Genomic DNA, 14,882 nt, shown 5'->3' with positions numbered 1-14,882 from the left:
ACCTCGCATGAGTATCGGAGCAGGCATCGCCCTCTTCGCCATCGGCGCGATCCTCGCGTTCGCGGTGAACGTCGAAGTCGAGTGGGTGAATCTCGACATGATCGGCTACATCCTCATGGGTGCCGGAGCCGTCATCTTCATCGTCGGCATCGTTCTGCTGGCCCGCCGCCGCCGGTCGGAGTCCGTCACGCACACGGCGGTCGACCCGACCGTCAACGAGCGTGTGACCCGCCAGAGCACGAGCACGACGGACGACGCAGCCGGACTCTGACGGACACGCCTGACCGCGGGCGCGATGGCGCGCCCGCGGTCAGTGCTGTCCGGCCCCCGCGCCGGGTGGGACGCGCTCCAGCTGTGCCCGGAGGCCCTCTATCCCGTGAAGCTCGACAGCGGCGCCCAGGCGCTCGGTGTGGTCCGACCGAACGGACTCCCATCGCTCGCGCGACATGACATAGCGATTGTGAACGACGGCGGCGCCTTCACGGGCCACGTGGAACGCGCCATCCCGGTCGTAACCCACACGCTTGGAGACCGCGTTCGAGGCACCGTTGTCGGCGAACGCCCCCGACATCGCCTCTCGCGCATCGAGACCCTCGAAGGCCAGGTGCAGCGCCAGCATCCGCATACGGGTGCCGATGCCGCGTCCCTGGTGGGCGCGGCCGAGCCACGATCCCGTCGTGACGCTCCGCAGCACCGGCCACTCCTGAGCGGTGAGCCCCTGGATCCCCACGGGCACCCCGTCGTGCAGGACGGCCAGTTCGAGGACGAAGGCCTCCGGCGAGATCCGATTGCGGATTCCCCATTGGTAGGCGAGCACGCTGCGCGCGACCTCGTCGGCCGAGCCACGCGACCACGGGTGCTCGAACGGCATCGCCTCGGGATCATGGATGCCGCGCCCGGCCAGGTTGGCGAGCTCGAGCAGGAGGTCGTCATAAATCCAGCGCAGCTCGAGGTCGCCGGCACTCACACGAACGGCTGAGGCGGGCCAGAGACGGGTGAGGATGTCGGGGTGCGGCATCCCGGAAGTCTGCCAGACGGCGCCCACTGACGACCTCGTCAGCTCGTAGTCGGCCCACAGCGTCACCACCAAGGTTTGGGGTCGACGCGGCGCAGTCCGCCGATCGTCACGAGGACGGCCAATCGGCGAGAACGCTCCGCGCCCTGCCCGCGACGGTGTTGAGCAGCCGCTCTGCCGCCGCCACGTCGCTCGCCGGAAGGTCGCGCCAGATCGGCGCCGCGGCCGAGTCGACCCGGGCCCGGAGATCATCGAGCAGGCTCTGCCCAGCCGGGGAGAGACGCTCGCCGGTGATGAGCCCTCGGGCGGTGAGCGAAGCCACGATCGGCTCGGCGTCGGCGAGATGCGCCCGATCGACGAGGAGCCCGACCAGTTCGATCCGCCCGTCGTTCTGGCCGGCCAGCCGGAGGGTGACCCATTGCTGTTCGGTGAGGCCGGTGCTGTCGAGGACGCGGGCGAGCACGGCGCCGAGGGCTTTTTCCGTCTCGCCCAGCAGCTGTGGTCCGAAAGGCGTCATGAGTGATCCTCTTTCGTTGGGTTGACCAACGATATCCATTGTTGGCCATCCCAACAACTCTTATGCTGGGTCGCGTGCTGACTCGAGTCGTCGACCTGCCCACCTGGCTGCTCAGCCGAGCGAACGCGCGCGCGCAGGAGATACTGCAGCGCGCCTGCGCGCCCTTCGAGCTGCGGCCCGTGCACTACCGCACCCTGGCGGTGCTCGACGAGCATGGGGGAGTGAGCCAGGTCGAGATCGGTCGCCATCTCGATCTCGACCGCAAGGACGTCGCTGTCGCACTGGACAACCTGTCGGCCCGTCAGCTGGTCCGACGTGAGCCGGATCCGGCAGACGGGCGCCGCAACATCGTCAACGTGACCGATGCGGGCCGAGAACTCCTGCCGCGGCTGGAGGAAGCACTGGCAGCTGCACAGCGGGACGTCGTCGCGCCGCTGTCCGGCGAAGAGGGGGAGAGGCTGGTCGCGCTGCTCAGGAAGCTGCAGCCCTCTGCGAGGTAGTCGCCGCCCGGATCGCAGGCGACCTCGCAGAGCCCGCAACAGGGGTGACCACGTGAAGCGATGCTGTGATGGAAGCTCGAAGCGCTCACGCGATGCTGGCTCGCCTTCAGCTCAGGCTTTCGCGCCCCGTTACAGTTGGTCGGTATGCCCGAATCGGACGACACCGCAGTGCTCTTTGACGTCGACGGTACGCTCGTGGATGCGGTTGACAATCAGCGGCTCATTTGGGCGCAGTGGGCCGATCGGTTCGGTCTGGGCCGCGAACAGGTCTACGCGCTCGCCCTGCGAACGCGTCCCGCCGAGACGGTCGCCCGATTCCTCCCGCATCGGGACCGCGCGGCTGCGCTCGAAGAGTTCCAGCGACTCGAGGATGACGATGTTCTCAAGGGGGACTACCGAGCGTTCGTGGGCGCAGAACGGTTGCTGAGGGAGCTCGAGATCGGCCGATGGGCACTGGTGACGTCCAACCTTCGCCGACGGGTGGAGGGCCGTTTCCGGCGGTTGCAGCTGCCGATTCCGCCAGTGATCGTGGACGCTGAATCCACGACGCGCGGGAAGCCCGACCCTGAGCCGTACCTCGCAGCAGCAGCCGAGCTGCGGGTCAGCCCCGCTCGGTGCCTCGTCATCGAAGACTCACTCTCCGGAGTCACTGCCGGCCTGACCGCGGGAATGACCGTCTGGAGCGTGAACAGCAGAACCCCTCCGAGCGGCGCGCACCAGCACTTTCCCGAACTAGCGAATGCAGCAGCCGGCATCCTCCGGTTCGTCGCCTAGATGTTGACCGCCGGGCGGCCCACCGGGCCGGCGGCCCGCCCGGCGGCCCCTAGCTCGGTACCCGGTCAAGGAAGCCGAGCACCTGCTCGATTCGGCCGGCATCATCGGTCTTGACGACGTCGAACCCGATGACCACAGGCTCGGCATCGACGGGCCCGAGCCCCCACTGGAACCGGACCTGATGATGATGCGCGTCGGGTGCACCGACAAGCGAGAAGACGAAGCCAGGAAACTGACTGCGCACAGCCGCGATCGTGGCCCCTATGGCTTCGCGGCCCGCGGCCTCCGCGAGGGGGTCGATGTACCAAGCAGACTCCGACCAGTGCTCACCGAGCAGTTGCGAGCGGGTGGCATCATCTGCCGCGTTCCAGGTTGCGAGGTAGCGTTCGACTGGGGTGTTCATCGGGCGTCCTTCCGGTGCGTTGCGCGACCTCGTGCCGCGGCGTTGATGCCCATCGTCCGCGTTCGCACGTCAGCAAGTCGATTACCTCGGACGTCATCGGTATCAACCACAAGCGTCGCTAGAGTCGGGAACCATGACCGCTTTGCGTGACGCCGACGTGGGAACCCTGCTCCGCGGATGGCGGGAGCGGCGCCGACTCAGCCAGCTTGATCTGGCGTCGCGAGCAGAGGTCTCCACGCGGCACCTCAGCTTCGTCGAGACCGGGAAGTCCATTCCCACCCGCGAGATGATCGACCGACTCGCGACGCACCTCGACGTACCGCTGCGGGAGCGGAATCATCTGCTGCTGTCCGCGGGCTTCGCCCCGCAGCATCCCGAACGCACCCTCGACGCACCCGAGCTCCTCGCGGTGAGCGCGGCGCTCGGTCGGATCCTCGACGCGCATCTGCCGAACCCCGCCCTCGTGCTCGACAGGTGGTGGGACATCGTCGATCGCAACTCCGCCACCGACTTTCTGCTCGAAGGCTGTTCCGGTCACCTGCTCGACCCTCCGGTCAACGCCGTGCGGCTTTCGCTGCACCCCGAAGGACTCGCTCCACGCATCCGCAACCTCGGTCAATGGCGCGCACATCTGATCGGTCAGGTCTCGGCTCGGGCTCAGCGCACAGGCGACGCGCGCCTGCGCTCGCTCGCCGACGAAGTGACTGCGTACCCCGGCGAAGCGACCGGCACCCCCGGCGCGGGCGATGTGGTGATCCCACTCATACTTTCAATGCAACCAGGCGACCTGAGCTTCTTCAGCATCTCGGCCGCGGTCGAATCAGCCCTCGACGTGACCGTCGACGAACTTCGTATCGAGGCCTTCTACCCGGCCGACGAAGCGACCGCCAGACACCTCGAACAGGGTGGCACCCCGACGACCGAAGGGCGACGAGCGCGCGCGGATCCCTTGTGATGCCGTCGGGCGCGCATCCCGCGCCGTTTTCGGCCGATCGTGTTGGCGGTCGCAGGTGCTGGTGCGGAGCCGGGGGAGTGGTCGGTTCGCGAAGAGACTCGAGGTCTTCGGTGACGACGCAGCGGGCGCATGCGCCGCCGCGGACGGGTTCTGCCTCGGCTTCGCAGCGCACGCACCGCATCTCTGGGCGGGTGTTGCCCCGACGCCGCGACGCACGATGGCGCGGTCGGTCCCGAAGAAGACCCGGTCAACGCCATTTCAGGGAGAGGGTGCGAGCGACCTCCGTTTCTGCAGCGATCGCGGTTCTCGCGGGTAGTACGAACTCAAACTGACATAATGTGCATTATCGGCATATGAAGGAAGTCCAGCCCATTGCGCCCCTTCCGGCCCGGCACTAGAGATAGGCCATGACAGAAACCCCTTCCGGCGCCCGGCCGCTGCCGGAGACCACCGACCGCGCCGAGTGGCAGAGCCGACTCGATGACCTGCTTGTAAAAGAAAAGGCGCACACGCGCGCCGGTGACGAACTCGCTGCAGAACGTCGCCGGCTGCCGATGGTCGAGGTCGATCCGACGACGCCGGTGATCGGTGCCGATGGTCCGATCCCGCTCATCGAGGTCTTCGAGGGGCGTTCCCAGCTGATCGCGTACTTCCACATGTGGCATGACGGGAAGCCTGCGGCCGGGCAGTGCGTCGGGTGCACGTTCTCGACCAGCCACATGAACGAGTTGTCGTATCTGAACTCGCGCGACATCACTTACGCGACATTCTGCGAGGGCCCCTACGAGGCGAGCTCGCGCTACCGGGACTTCATGGGCTGGACGATGCCCTGGTACGCCGTGCCCGTGGAGTCGCTCGACCGATTGGTCGCCGGCCGGGATTTCGGGATGCTGGTCTGCTACCTGCGCGACGGCGACCGCGTCTACGAGACGTACTGGACGACCGGTCGCGGCAACGAGCGCATGGCACCGTCATACGCGCTGATGGACCTCACCGTGTACGGCAGGCAGGAGTTCTGGGAGGACTCCCCCGCCGGCTGGCCGAAGCAGTTCGACACACGCGGACAGCAGATGAGTCTCAAGGGCCGTCCGACGGCGCAGTGGACCCGTATCCGCGCCGGCCACGGCGACGATCTCGGCGAGGCGTCGGAGAGCTCCCCGGAGCACGCTCATCACCACTGACATCCGGTGGCCGATGCCCGAGGACCATCCGCCACCGAGGTCCCGCTCAGACCACCCAGGCACCGTCCCGCATGAGGACGCGTCCGGCCAGCTCGTTCGACTCGCGCCATGCCTGGATGCGCGTCGGTCGCAGGACGAGGAACACGTATCCGGCGAGTCCGCGCGGATCCCAGTCGGCCTGTGCCGCGTACGCGCCGCCCAGCGACTCGTCGTCGTCGACACCCGCCCACCGCTCGAGTACGGCGTCGATCATCGCGACGTCGCGAGTGGGTCCGATCGCCAGGCGAGCTATCCCTGATGCCCCGATGTTGCGGGCCGTCACCGAACGCTCCTCGAGCGCGATGACCGCACGGTCGTCGATCCACGCGAGCGACAGCGGAACGAGGTGCGCCGCCGCGTCGGGCGACGCGGTCGCCACCCAGACATCGGCTGCCGGCGCTGTCAGCGCGGTGAGCAGATCGACCTTGCGGGTCGCGCGGTCACGGGGTTCAGGCATCCATGGCTCCCTTGGTTCGGCGCGTGCCAGTCTGTCAGACGGCGACGCGCGATTGGCACCCGAGAGAACGATTTCCTAGGCTCGGACCATGCTGGAGTCGCTCACCGGGTTCGTCGTGGTGGGCGTGGCGATCCTCGTCGGGTGGATCCTGGGCCGCATCGACCTCCTCGGCGAGCACGCGCGGCCGGTGCTCGCGCGGCTGACGTTCTTCGTGCTCTCACCTTTCCTGCTGTTCGTCGTGCTGGCGCAGGCGGATGTGCAGACCCTCTTCTCGGCGCTGCTGCCCGTGTCGGCGATCGCCGCCGTGGCGGTGATCCTCGCGCACGCCTTCATTGCGCGCAGCGCCTGGCGGCGCTCGGTCGGCGAGACCGTGATCGGCGCACTGAGCGCCGGCCAGGTGAACTCCAACAACATCGGCATCCCGCTGTCGCTGTACCTGCTCGGCAGCGCCGCATATCCGGCGCCGGTGATCCTGATGCAGCTCCTCGTGTTCACCCCCATCACGATGGCGATCCTGGACGCCGTCACCACCGCCCGCGCGTCGCTGTGGCGCGCCATCGCGCGCGTGGCCACGAACCCGATCGTGCTCGGCTCGGTGCTCGGCACCCTCGTCTCGGTCTCGGGCATCGAGCTGCCGCCGATCGTGATGGAGCCCGCGGTGCTCATCGCGAACGCGTGCGTGCCGATCCTCCTGATCGCCTACGGCATCTCGCTGCACGGGCAGCGCGTGCTGGCGCCCTCGGGCCGCCGGCGCGACATCGTGCTCGCCAGCATCCTGAAGCTCGTGGCGATGCCGGTCATCGCCTGGGCAGTGGCGGAGTTCGTCTTCGGCCTCTCCGCGCACGACGTACTGGTCGTCACGGTGCTCGCAGCGCTGCCGACAGCGCAGAACGTGTTCAACTACTCGCAGCGCTACGACGTGGGCGAGACGATCTCGCGCGACACCGTCTTCCTGACGACGATCGGCTGTGTCCCCGTCCTCATCCTCGTGACGCTGCTGCTGGGTTAGCGCGTGCTGATCGCCGGGTTAGCGCGTGCTGATCGCCGGGTCAGGGTCGGACGATCTCGTGCAGGGTTCCCACCACGAGCCGCACCCCGCCCTCGTGCCGGAGCACGGTGAACAGCGTGTGCGTGCATGTGCGGCAGCGCACGATGGCCGCCGCCTCATCGATCTCGACGATCGCCTCGGCGACCGGGGCGCCTTCCCGACATCCGCCGCATACCGCGATCAGAGCCGTGACGTCGGCCTCGAACACATCCCACAGCAGCCCTGCGGCCGCATTGCCGTCGACCGTGCTGGTCGCGATCTCCGCGCGCATCACGCACCTCCGAAACGTTCGGTCCTGATCCGGGCAGGCGGATGCCCCAGCCCGACGAGCGCGTCCGCGACGTGCTCGACGAAACCCGTCGGGCCGCACACGTAGACGATCGGCTCCTGACCCGGCTCCCACGTGGCGGCACGGAGCACGTCATCGTCGACACGTCCCACGCGTCCCTGCCAGCCGCCAGGTGCGCCGCGCGTGTACCTCCAGGTGAGGGCCACTCCCCCGTTGCTCGCCTGGCGCTCCAGCTCGTCGCGATATATCGCGTCTTCCGCCGTGCGCACCGAATACAGCAGCCGGACGGATGCCGCGGCTCCGGCATCCGTCGCCGCCCGTACGATCGCCATCAGCGGCACGATGCCCGAGCCGCCCGCGATCAGCTGCACCGGCTCCGCTCCCCCGGGCCGCCAGACGAAGTAACCGCCGAGCGGACCCTTGACCTCGAGCTCGTCGCCGGGCAGCACGTCGCGCACGAGGTAGGGCGACACCTCTCCGTCGGGGATCTCGTCCACGGCGAGCTCGATGGTCTCGCCGGGTCCGTACGAGCCGATCGAGTACGACCGCACGGCCTGATAGCCGTCCTCGGCCGTGAGCCGGATGTCGACATGCTGTCCGGCGTCGTTCCCGGGCCAACCGGGAACCTGGAGATGCAGCAGGCGCGCGGACGGCGTCGCACCGACGGCCTCGACCACACGAGCCGGCTGCCAGCCTCCCACCGTCACCAATATCGCTCCTCGGTCCAGGGGTCACCGTGCATGTTGTAGCCGTTCTGCTCCCAGAAGCCGGGTTCGTCGTCGTCCATCAGCGTGAGTCCGCGCACCCACTTCGCGCTCTTCCAGAAGTAGAGGTGCGGCACGAGCAGTCGCGCCGGTCCGCCGTGCTCGGGGTCGAGCGGTTCGCCGTCGAACTCGAACGCGACCCACGCCCGGCCTTCGCGCAGCTCGTCGAGCGGGATGTTCGTCGTGTAGCCGCCGTACGAGTGCGCCATGGCGTAGGCCGCATCCGTCTCGACCTCGTCGAGCAGGGTGTCCAGGGACACGCCCCGCCACGACGTGCCGAGCTTCGACCAGCGCGTGACGCAGTGGATGTCGGTGTCGACGTCCTCGATGGGCAGCGCCTGGAACTCCTCCCACGTCCAGGAGGTCTCCGCGCCTCCCTCGGTGCGGATGGCGAACCGCCACTCCCCCAGGTCGATGCGGGGCGTGGGCCCCGCCGACAACACCGGGAAGTCCTCGGTCAGGTACTGGCCGGGCGGCAGTCGCGGATCGCTTTCGCGACGCCGTGCTCCGAAACCCCTCGAGACGACGGCCATCGAAACCCTCCTCCTGCGCTCCGAACGGACGCGCATGATCACGGATACGCTCCGCCCACGGTAGCGCGGCGCGGCCCGTCGGGGCGATGGGCATCCGGCAACACACGTTCACGGTCGCTTGCATGTTCGACAAGGGGTCTAAGCTTTAGCCGCACCACGTACAGGGAACTCTCAGAAAGGCCCCCATGTCCACTGCATCCGAAGCCGAGAAGTCGGCCGTCAACGGGATCCGCACGGCGCTCGGCGTCGGCGGCGTCCTCGCACTCATCGTCGGCATCCTGATCCTGGTCTGGCCGGGAAAGACCGCCGCCGTGGTCACCGTCATCATCGCGATCTACGCGATCGCGGCCGGGCTCGTCTACGCCGGTCTCGGGATCTTCTCGAAGACGAAGGGCGGGTGGGCGCGTGTCGGCCACATCGCCCTCGGCATCCTTTTCATCATCGCCGGCGTCGTGGCGCTGTTCAACATCGGTCAGACGACCGCGTGGCTCGCGCTGTTCCTCGGCATCCTCATCGGAATCATGTGGATCGTCGAAGGCATCGTCGCGCTGTCGACGCTCGGTGACGCCGCCTCGAAGGGATGGTCGATCTTCTTCGCCATCCTGAGCATCATCGCGGGCATCATCGTGCTGTTCTCGCCGATCTGGGGCGTCATCGTGCTCTGGTGGATCCTGGGCATCTCGCTCATCGTCCTCGGCATCATCAACATCGTCCGCGCCTTCACCTTCAAGGGCGACATCTGATCCGAGCCCGATCAGACACCGGCCCCGGGAGCGATCGCTCCCGGGGCCGGTGTCGTCTGTACGACCTTGGTCAGTCGACCGGCAGGTGCCGGCGCCACCAGTCGAGCACGGCATCGAAACGCTCGATGCGGTGGCGCGGCCGTCCCGAGCGCGTGAGCTCGTGGTTCTCGCCGGGGAACACCAGCAGCTCGGCTTCGGTGCCCTGGCGCTTGAGCGCCGAGTAGTACCGTGTCGCCTGCTCGAGCGGGCAGCGGAAGTCGAGTTCCGAGTGCATCACGAGCGTCGGCGTCTTCACCTGGCCGACGACCGCCATCGGGCTCTGTCGCGCGATGTCGTCGGCCGAGATCCCGACGTACTCGTCGCCGAAGAACGAGCCGATGTCGCTCGTCCCCTGGAATGACAGCGGCTCGAGGAAGCCGCGCTCCACGATCGCGCCGGCGAAGCGGTGGTCGTGCGCGATGACCCAGGCGGTGAGGTAGCCGCCGTACGAGCCGCCCATCACGCCGACCCGCTCGCCGTCCAGGCGTGCGTCGTCGGCGATGGCTCCGTCGAGGAAGTCGATGACGTCGGCGAAGTCGACGGTGCCCATCTGCTGGCGGATGCTGCGACCGTGCGCTCGTCCATAGCCCGCCGAGCCGCGGGGGTTCGAGTAGACCACCGCATAGCCGGCATCCACGAGCACCTGCGTCTCGTCGAACAGGTGCACCCCATACGACGCGAACGGTCCGCCGTGGATCTGCAGGATGACCGGGAACGGTCCTTCACCCTCGGGTGCGGCGATCCAGCCGTGCACCGGGTAGCCATCGCGACCCGCCACGGTCAGCTCGCGCGGAAGAGCGATGCCGGATGCCGCGGCAGGCGCTCCGAACGCGGTCAAGGTGCGGGCGGCGCCGGCCTCGACGAGCACGAGCTCGCCGAACGAGTCGGGGCGCACCACGGCGGCGACGACGTGGTCACCTGCGGCGGCGTGGCCCGTCACTTCGACGTCGCCGCTGAGGACCTCGGAGAGGGCGCCGTCGCGGCCGACGCGGATCAGCCGCATGCGGCCACGTGTGCGGTCCTGCACCAGGAATCCGTCGCCGACCGCCGTGATGTGGCTGCCGGCCTCACCGAGGTCGATCGTCTCGGCATCCGTGATCCGGACCGGACCGCCCTCTTCCAGCAGCCACAGGCCGACGGCCGGTGCGACGAAGTCGACGCCGTCGCCGACCTCGTTGGCGAGCAGTGCGATGGTGCCGTCGTCGGCGACGTCCAGCCCCGACAGCGAGAGACCGGCGTCGGCTGACAGCAGCTCACGCTCACCCGAGCCGTCGACGGAGATCGCCAGGAGGCGGTTGCGCAGGTCGCGGCGGTCCGCCTCGATGTCGTCGGGGACGGTCAGCACCTCGCGGCCGTCGGCGGTGAACGCCAGGCCGCCGTGGGACGCCGCGCCTTCGGTCAGTGCACGCGCCTCTGCGGCCACGACGATCTGCTTCGGCGGCGTCGCATCGTCGGGGCGCACGGCCGCGGCGGGCTCGTAGAACGGCTCGGAATCCGGCTCCGGGGCCGCGATCACGAAGACGTGCGCGGGCCGGTCGCCGATGTAGCCGAGACCGTTCGCGTGCCAGCGGATGCCCGTGATGTGACGCGGCGCCTCGGCCGCGGCATCCAGCCCCTCCACGCTGCCGTAGCGGCCCTTCTCGGGCACGCGCGCGAGGTAGGCGATCGTGGCGCCGTCGGGCGACCACGCGAAGTCCTCGACGCCGAGCGTCGCGTCGGTGGCCTGCACCGGCTCGCCGCCGCCCGCCGCCACGACGTGGACCTGCGCCTTGCCCTTGGCGTCGGCGCGCACGAAGGCGATGCGGGAGTCGTCGGGCGAGAGCTTCGGAGAGCCGTCGGCGACGCCGCGCGTGAGGCGGCGCGGGGCGCCGTCGGGAAGGTCGACGCGCCAGAGCTGGCCGACGGCCCGGTTCGCGGCGATGTCGGGGCGCGAGGACGCGAAGACGGCGAACGAGCCGTCAGCGGCGATCTCGGGGCGTCCGACGGAGATGAGGGTCTCGATGTCCTGAGCCCGCATCGATCAGTCCGTCCCGAACGACGAGACGTCGCCGACCAGACGCGTGTTGTCGGCGGGCACCGGCTCGAGCGCGGCGAGGGCGACCTCGGCCGCGAACTCGGAGACGTTGTAGAGCTTGCCGGCGTCCTCGCGGCGGGCGGCGATCGCGCCCGGGTTCGCACGCTCGAGCAGTGTCGCGGTGATGGTGCCCTCGATCATGTCGCCCGAGACGACCACGAACTCGACACCGCGCTCGGTCAGCGCAGGGATCCGCTCGCGCAGCGCGTCCTCGCCGGCGCGCTTGGAGAGGGCGACCGGCTCGTACTCGGGCATCGTCGGCGTCGTCCGGATGAAGTGGGCCTGGTGGCTCGTGACGAACACGACCCGCGAGCCTTCACCCAGAAGCGGCAGGGCGGTCTCGAGCACGCTCACCTGCGCGTCGCGGTTGAGCAGCAGCGCGTAGTCCTCGGCCATGCCGGACTCCATGCCGCCCGAAGCGTTGAGCACGAGGATGTCGAGTGCTCCGAACGTGCGGGCGACCTCGTCGAACATCGCCTGGACGGACGCCGGGTCGGTGAGATCCGCGCCGACGACGAGGACCTGCACCCCGAGTTCACGCAGCTGAGTCGCGAGTTTCTCGGCCCTCGGAGCCTTGTTGCGGTAGTTGATGACGACGTTCGCGCCGGCCTGTGCGAGGTAGCGCGCGGTGTCGGCGCCGATGCCGCGCGACGAGCCCGTCACGAGTGCGGTCTTGCCGCTCAGGGAACTCTCGGGAAGCGGGGTGGATGTCTCAGTCACGTGTAGACCCTACCTGCTAGGTTCGAGCTGAGGAGGCGCACCGTGGAGCTCATCGAGACCGTCGAACAGTGGGCGTGGATCGGCTGGCTGGTGCTGATCCTGGTGTTCCTCGTGATCGAGATGCTCACTCTCGATTTCACCTTCCTGATGCTCAGCATCGGCGGTCTGGCCGGTCTGATGACGGACCTGCTGGGCGCCCCGATCTGGCTCCAGGTGATCGTCGCCGCCGCCGTCGCCGCTGTCCTCGTGCTGGTCCTGCGGCCACCCTTGCTGCGCCGCCTGCGCCGCGGCGAAGACCCGACGCCCTCCAACGTCGACGCCCTCATCGGGCTGCGCGGCACCGTCGTCTCGTCGGTGGGCGCCCACGCCGGGCAGGTCAAGCTCGCCAACGGCGACATCTGGACCGCCCGGACCGAATCCGGCGACCTCGACCCGGGCACGCCGGTGCGCGTGAGCCGCATCGACGGCGCGACCGCGGTGGTCCGCTCCGACTCCCCCACTCCCCTGCCCCCGGCATCTGAGGACCCGCTCGCATGAACGACATCAGCTCGGCCATCCCGACCGCGATCGGCTGGATCCTCGCGATCGCGGTCTTCATCTTCGTGCTGGTCGTGATCTTCCGCTCGATCCGCATCATCCCGCAGGCCAATGCCGGCATCGTCGAGCGTCTTGGCCGCTACCACAAGACCCTCATGCCGGGCCTGAACCTGCTGGTCCCCTTCATCGACCGGCTGCGTCCGCTCATCGACATGCGCGAGCAGGTCGTCTCATTCCCGCCGCAGCCCGTGATCACCGAGGACAACCTGGTGGTCTCGATCGACACGGTCGTGTACTTCCAGGTCACCGACGCGCGTGCCGCCACGTACGAGATCGCGAACTACCTCGGTGCGGTCGAGCAGCTGACCACGACCACCCTCCGCAACGTGGTCGGCGGGCTGAACCTCGAAGAGGCGCTCACCAGCCGCGACAACATCAACGGTCAGCTGCGCGTGGTGCTCGACGAGGCCACCGGCAAGTGGGGCATCCGCGTCTCCCGTGTCGAGCTGAAGGCCATCGACCCGCCGCACTCGATCCAGGACTCGATGGAGAAGCAGATGCGCGCCGAGCGCGAGCGTCGCGCGACGATCCTGACCGCCGAGGGCTCGAAGCAGTCTCAGATCCTCGAGGCGGAGGGCCGTCGGCAAGCCGAGATCCTCAAGGCCGAAGGCGACAAGCAGGCCGCGGTGCTGCGGGCGCAGGGCGAGGCCGAGGCGATCCAGACCGTGTTCGACGCGATCCACTCCGGCAACCCCGACGACAAGCTGCTGGCGTACCAGTATCTGCAGACGCTCCCCAAGATCGCCGACAGCGCATCGAGCAAGCTCTGGATCATCCCGAGCGAGTTCACCGAGGCGCTCAAAGGTCTGACCGGCTCGTTCGCCGGTGTGATGACGGATGCCGCGGCCAAGGGTCGCGCGCAGAGCACGGGCACCGCCTCAGGCGGCGCCGCACTCGGCGGCCCGCCGCCCGCAGTCACCCCGCCCACCCCGTGACCCACCCGTGGTTCAGCGGCGTCGCGACGCCGCGCATCCTCGCGCACCGCGGGCTCGTGACATCGGATGCCGCCCGCGGCGGCATGGTGGAGAACTCCTTCGCCGCGGTGGCCGCCGCCCACTCCGCCGGGGCGCACTACGTCGAGTCGGACTGCCACCTCACTGCGGACGGCGTGGTGGTGCTGTTCCACGACGACGATCTGTCGCGCGTCACCGGTGACCCTCGCAAGGTCGCCGACGTCCCCGTGCGCGAGCTCGAAGACCTCATGAAAGGTCGCGGCGGGCTCATCACGCTCGCCCAGGCGCTCGACGCGTTCCCGGCGACGAGGTTCAACCTCGACGTGAAGGCGACGGCTGCCGCGTCCGCCGTCGGCAGGACGGTCGCGTCCTTCGGCGATCGCGTGCTGCTGACCAGCTTCTCCGACGCGCGGCGGCGTGCCGCCCTCGATGCCGCCGCGGCGATGGGCCGAGGCGTCCGCCCTGCGACGTCTGCGGGCCGCAGCACCATCGGGCGCGTGCTGACCGCCGTGGCGTCACGGTCGGACCGGCTGCTGGTCCGGGCGCTGGCGGGCATCGACGCCCTGCAAGTGCCCGAACGTCAGGGGCGCCTCCGCATCGTCACGCCTCGGCTCGTCGCCGCCGCGCACCGGCACGATGTCGAAGTCCACGTATGGACGGTGAACGAGCCCGACGACATGAGGCGTCTCGTCTCGATGGGCGTCGACGGCATCGTCACCGATCGCGCCGACGTCGCGCTCTCCGCGCTGACATAGCACGCCCATGTGACCGACCGCGAGTCCCGCTGTGCATCCACTGTGAAAGGTCGATGAACAGGGCTCCTTCGGATGATCCGCACAGGTCACTTCGTTATACCTGTACAGCGACGAGAGGACCACAAAATGGCAGACCGCAGTCTGCGCGGCATCCGACTCGGCGCCCAGAGCCTACAGAGCGAAGAGGGCGTCGTGTTCCATGAGCGCGCACAACACATCTACACGTGCACGTCGTGTGGACGTGACACGACTTTGACCTTCGCGGTTGACGCCGAGGTTCCGCCCGCCTGGGAGTGCCGCACGTGCGGTGCCGAGGCGCTGCTGCGGGTGGGCGACGGCACCGCGACCGTCGATCACTCGGGCGACAAGACCCCGCGCAGCCACTGGGACATGCTCCTGGAGCGCCGCACCCTTCCGGAGCTCGAAGAGCTTCTGGAGGAGCGTCTCGCCTACATCCGCGCCCGCCGCGGAGCCGGTGAGAGCGTCACGGCGGACAAGCTCAGCGCCTGACCCGCATCCGCGCGAC

General features: G+C 68.8%; 20 protein-coding genes. 11 read left to right on the top strand and 9 right to left on the bottom strand.

The genetic code is table 11. The features are described from left to right. Positions 1-7: 7 nt before the first annotated feature. Entirely contained in the window at positions 8-271 is a 264-nt protein-coding gene (locus ACI3KX_RS05500) for a DUF6458 family protein (protein WP_363357423.1), read from the top strand. 39 nt (positions 272-310) lie between these two features. Here ACI3KX_RS05500 and ACI3KX_RS05495 read toward each other — a convergent pair whose 3' ends face one another. Together ACI3KX_RS05495 and ACI3KX_RS05490 are read right to left on the bottom strand one after the other, a co-directional pair. Further along, complete coding sequence (locus ACI3KX_RS05495; protein WP_404908460.1) at positions 311-1,018, bottom strand: GNAT family N-acetyltransferase; 708 nt, start codon at positions 1,016-1,018, stop codon at positions 311-313. A 106-nt stretch (positions 1,019-1,124) separates the two neighbouring features. Further along, on the bottom strand, positions 1,125-1,532 hold the full coding sequence (locus tag ACI3KX_RS05490; RefSeq protein WP_404908457.1) for a helix-turn-helix domain-containing protein: 408 nt from the start codon (positions 1,530-1,532) through the stop codon (positions 1,125-1,127). 74 nt (positions 1,533-1,606) lie between these two features. On the opposite strand from ACI3KX_RS05490, the gene ACI3KX_RS05485 reads away from it, so the two are divergent. After that, the gene (locus ACI3KX_RS05485) at positions 1,607-2,032 is read left to right on the top strand and encodes a MarR family winged helix-turn-helix transcriptional regulator (protein ID WP_404908454.1); all 426 of its coding nucleotides are present in this window, start codon (positions 1,607-1,609) and stop codon (positions 2,030-2,032) included. A gap of 144 nt (positions 2,033-2,176) precedes the next feature. After that, positions 2,177-2,806 carry an HAD family hydrolase gene (locus tag ACI3KX_RS05480; protein ID WP_404908451.1) on the top strand — a complete coding sequence of 210 codons (630 nt, stop codon included), beginning with the start codon at positions 2,177-2,179 and terminating at the stop codon, positions 2,804-2,806. 49 nt (positions 2,807-2,855) lie between these two features. On the opposite strand, the gene ACI3KX_RS05475 is transcribed toward ACI3KX_RS05480, so the two are convergent. Beyond that, positions 2,856-3,209 carry a nuclear transport factor 2 family protein gene (locus tag ACI3KX_RS05475; RefSeq protein ID WP_404908449.1) on the bottom strand — a complete coding sequence of 118 codons (354 nt, stop codon included), beginning with the start codon at positions 3,207-3,209 and terminating at the stop codon, positions 2,856-2,858. Between the two features lie 133 nt (positions 3,210-3,342). On the opposite strand from ACI3KX_RS05475, the gene ACI3KX_RS05470 reads away from it, so the two are divergent. Together ACI3KX_RS05470 and ACI3KX_RS05465 are read left to right on the top strand one after the other, a co-directional pair. Further along, on the top strand, positions 3,343-4,164 hold the full coding sequence (locus tag ACI3KX_RS05470) for a helix-turn-helix domain-containing protein (protein WP_404908446.1): 822 nt from the start codon (positions 3,343-3,345) through the stop codon (positions 4,162-4,164). 407 nt (positions 4,165-4,571) lie between these two features. Beyond that, positions 4,572-5,345, top strand: coding sequence for a DUF899 family protein (locus ACI3KX_RS05465; RefSeq protein WP_404908444.1), 774 nt, complete (start codon positions 4,572-4,574; stop codon positions 5,343-5,345). Positions 5,346-5,391: 46 nt separating this feature from the next. Here the strand turns inward: ACI3KX_RS05465 and ACI3KX_RS05460 are convergent, their stop codons facing one another. Continuing rightward, a complete protein-coding gene (locus ACI3KX_RS05460) occupies positions 5,392-5,841 on the bottom strand; it encodes a pyridoxamine 5'-phosphate oxidase family protein (protein WP_404908441.1) in 450 nt (149 codons plus the stop codon). 88 nt (positions 5,842-5,929) lie between these two features. On the opposite strand from ACI3KX_RS05460, the gene ACI3KX_RS05455 reads away from it, so the two are divergent. After that, positions 5,930-6,850 (top strand): AEC family transporter, encoded by a 921-nt coding sequence (locus tag ACI3KX_RS05455; protein ID WP_404908438.1) that lies wholly within the window; start codon positions 5,930-5,932, stop codon positions 6,848-6,850. A gap of 40 nt (positions 6,851-6,890) precedes the next feature. Here ACI3KX_RS05455 and ACI3KX_RS05450 read toward each other — a convergent pair whose 3' ends face one another. Genes ACI3KX_RS05450 through ACI3KX_RS05440 form a run of 3 tightly spaced genes read right to left on the bottom strand, consistent with a single transcriptional unit; the run spans position 6,891 to position 8,475 of the window. Next, positions 6,891-7,160, bottom strand: a complete 270-nt coding sequence (locus tag ACI3KX_RS05450) for a DUF6510 family protein (protein ID WP_349427605.1) — start codon at positions 7,158-7,160, stop codon at positions 6,891-6,893. Then, positions 7,160-7,885, bottom strand: coding sequence for a ferredoxin reductase (locus tag ACI3KX_RS05445; RefSeq protein ID WP_404908435.1), 726 nt, complete (start codon positions 7,883-7,885; stop codon positions 7,160-7,162). Before ACI3KX_RS05445 ends, ACI3KX_RS05450 begins: the two co-directional genes overlap by 1 nt. Beyond that, positions 7,882-8,475: a sulfite oxidase-like oxidoreductase gene (locus tag ACI3KX_RS05440; protein ID WP_404908433.1), complete on the bottom strand. Its 594-nt coding sequence runs from the start codon at positions 8,473-8,475 to the stop codon at positions 7,882-7,884. Before ACI3KX_RS05440 ends, ACI3KX_RS05445 begins: the two co-directional genes overlap by 4 nt. A gap of 185 nt (positions 8,476-8,660) precedes the next feature. Here ACI3KX_RS05440 and ACI3KX_RS05435 point away from each other — a divergent pair, with 185 nt between their 5' ends. Beyond that, positions 8,661-9,218 (top strand): HdeD family acid-resistance protein, encoded by a 558-nt coding sequence (locus ACI3KX_RS05435; protein WP_194415527.1) that lies wholly within the window; start codon positions 8,661-8,663, stop codon positions 9,216-9,218. 70 nt (positions 9,219-9,288) lie between these two features. Here the strand turns inward: ACI3KX_RS05435 and ACI3KX_RS05430 are convergent, their stop codons facing one another. Together ACI3KX_RS05430 and ACI3KX_RS05425 are read right to left on the bottom strand one after the other, a co-directional pair. After that, a complete protein-coding gene (locus tag ACI3KX_RS05430) occupies positions 9,289-11,274 on the bottom strand; it encodes a S9 family peptidase (RefSeq protein WP_404908430.1) in 1,986 nt (661 codons plus the stop codon). A 3-nt stretch (positions 11,275-11,277) separates the two neighbouring features. Further along, positions 11,278-12,051 (bottom strand): SDR family oxidoreductase, encoded by a 774-nt coding sequence (locus ACI3KX_RS05425; protein ID WP_404908429.1) that lies wholly within the window; start codon positions 12,049-12,051, stop codon positions 11,278-11,280. A 42-nt stretch (positions 12,052-12,093) separates the two neighbouring features. On the opposite strand from ACI3KX_RS05425, the gene ACI3KX_RS05420 reads away from it, so the two are divergent. The 4 genes from ACI3KX_RS05420 (at position 12,094) to ACI3KX_RS05405 (ending at position 14,866) form a co-directional block, all read left to right on the top strand. Continuing rightward, a complete protein-coding gene (locus ACI3KX_RS05420) occupies positions 12,094-12,588 on the top strand; it encodes an NfeD family protein (protein WP_404908426.1) in 495 nt (164 codons plus the stop codon). After that, the gene (locus ACI3KX_RS05415) at positions 12,585-13,583 is read left to right on the top strand and encodes an SPFH domain-containing protein (protein ID WP_363357439.1); all 999 of its coding nucleotides are present in this window, start codon (positions 12,585-12,587) and stop codon (positions 13,581-13,583) included. Before ACI3KX_RS05420 ends, ACI3KX_RS05415 begins: the two co-directional genes overlap by 4 nt. Continuing rightward, entirely contained in the window at positions 13,580-14,356 is a 777-nt protein-coding gene (locus tag ACI3KX_RS05410; RefSeq protein WP_404908422.1) for a glycerophosphodiester phosphodiesterase family protein, read from the top strand. The genes ACI3KX_RS05415 and ACI3KX_RS05410 overlap by 4 nt, the downstream gene beginning before the upstream one ends. Before the next feature lie 126 nt (positions 14,357-14,482). Further along, complete coding sequence (locus ACI3KX_RS05405; RefSeq protein ID WP_349427613.1) at positions 14,483-14,866, top strand: RNA polymerase-binding protein RbpA; 384 nt, start codon at positions 14,483-14,485, stop codon at positions 14,864-14,866. The last annotated feature ends 16 nt before the right edge of the window (positions 14,867-14,882 follow it).

The organism is Microbacterium sp. ZW CA_36 (assembly GCF_044987475.1).
Taxonomy (GTDB): Bacteria; Actinomycetota; Actinomycetes; order Actinomycetales; family Microbacteriaceae; genus Microbacterium.
The sequence above is the reverse complement of the archived record's forward strand: the minus strand, read 5'-3'. Positions and strand labels throughout refer to the sequence as shown.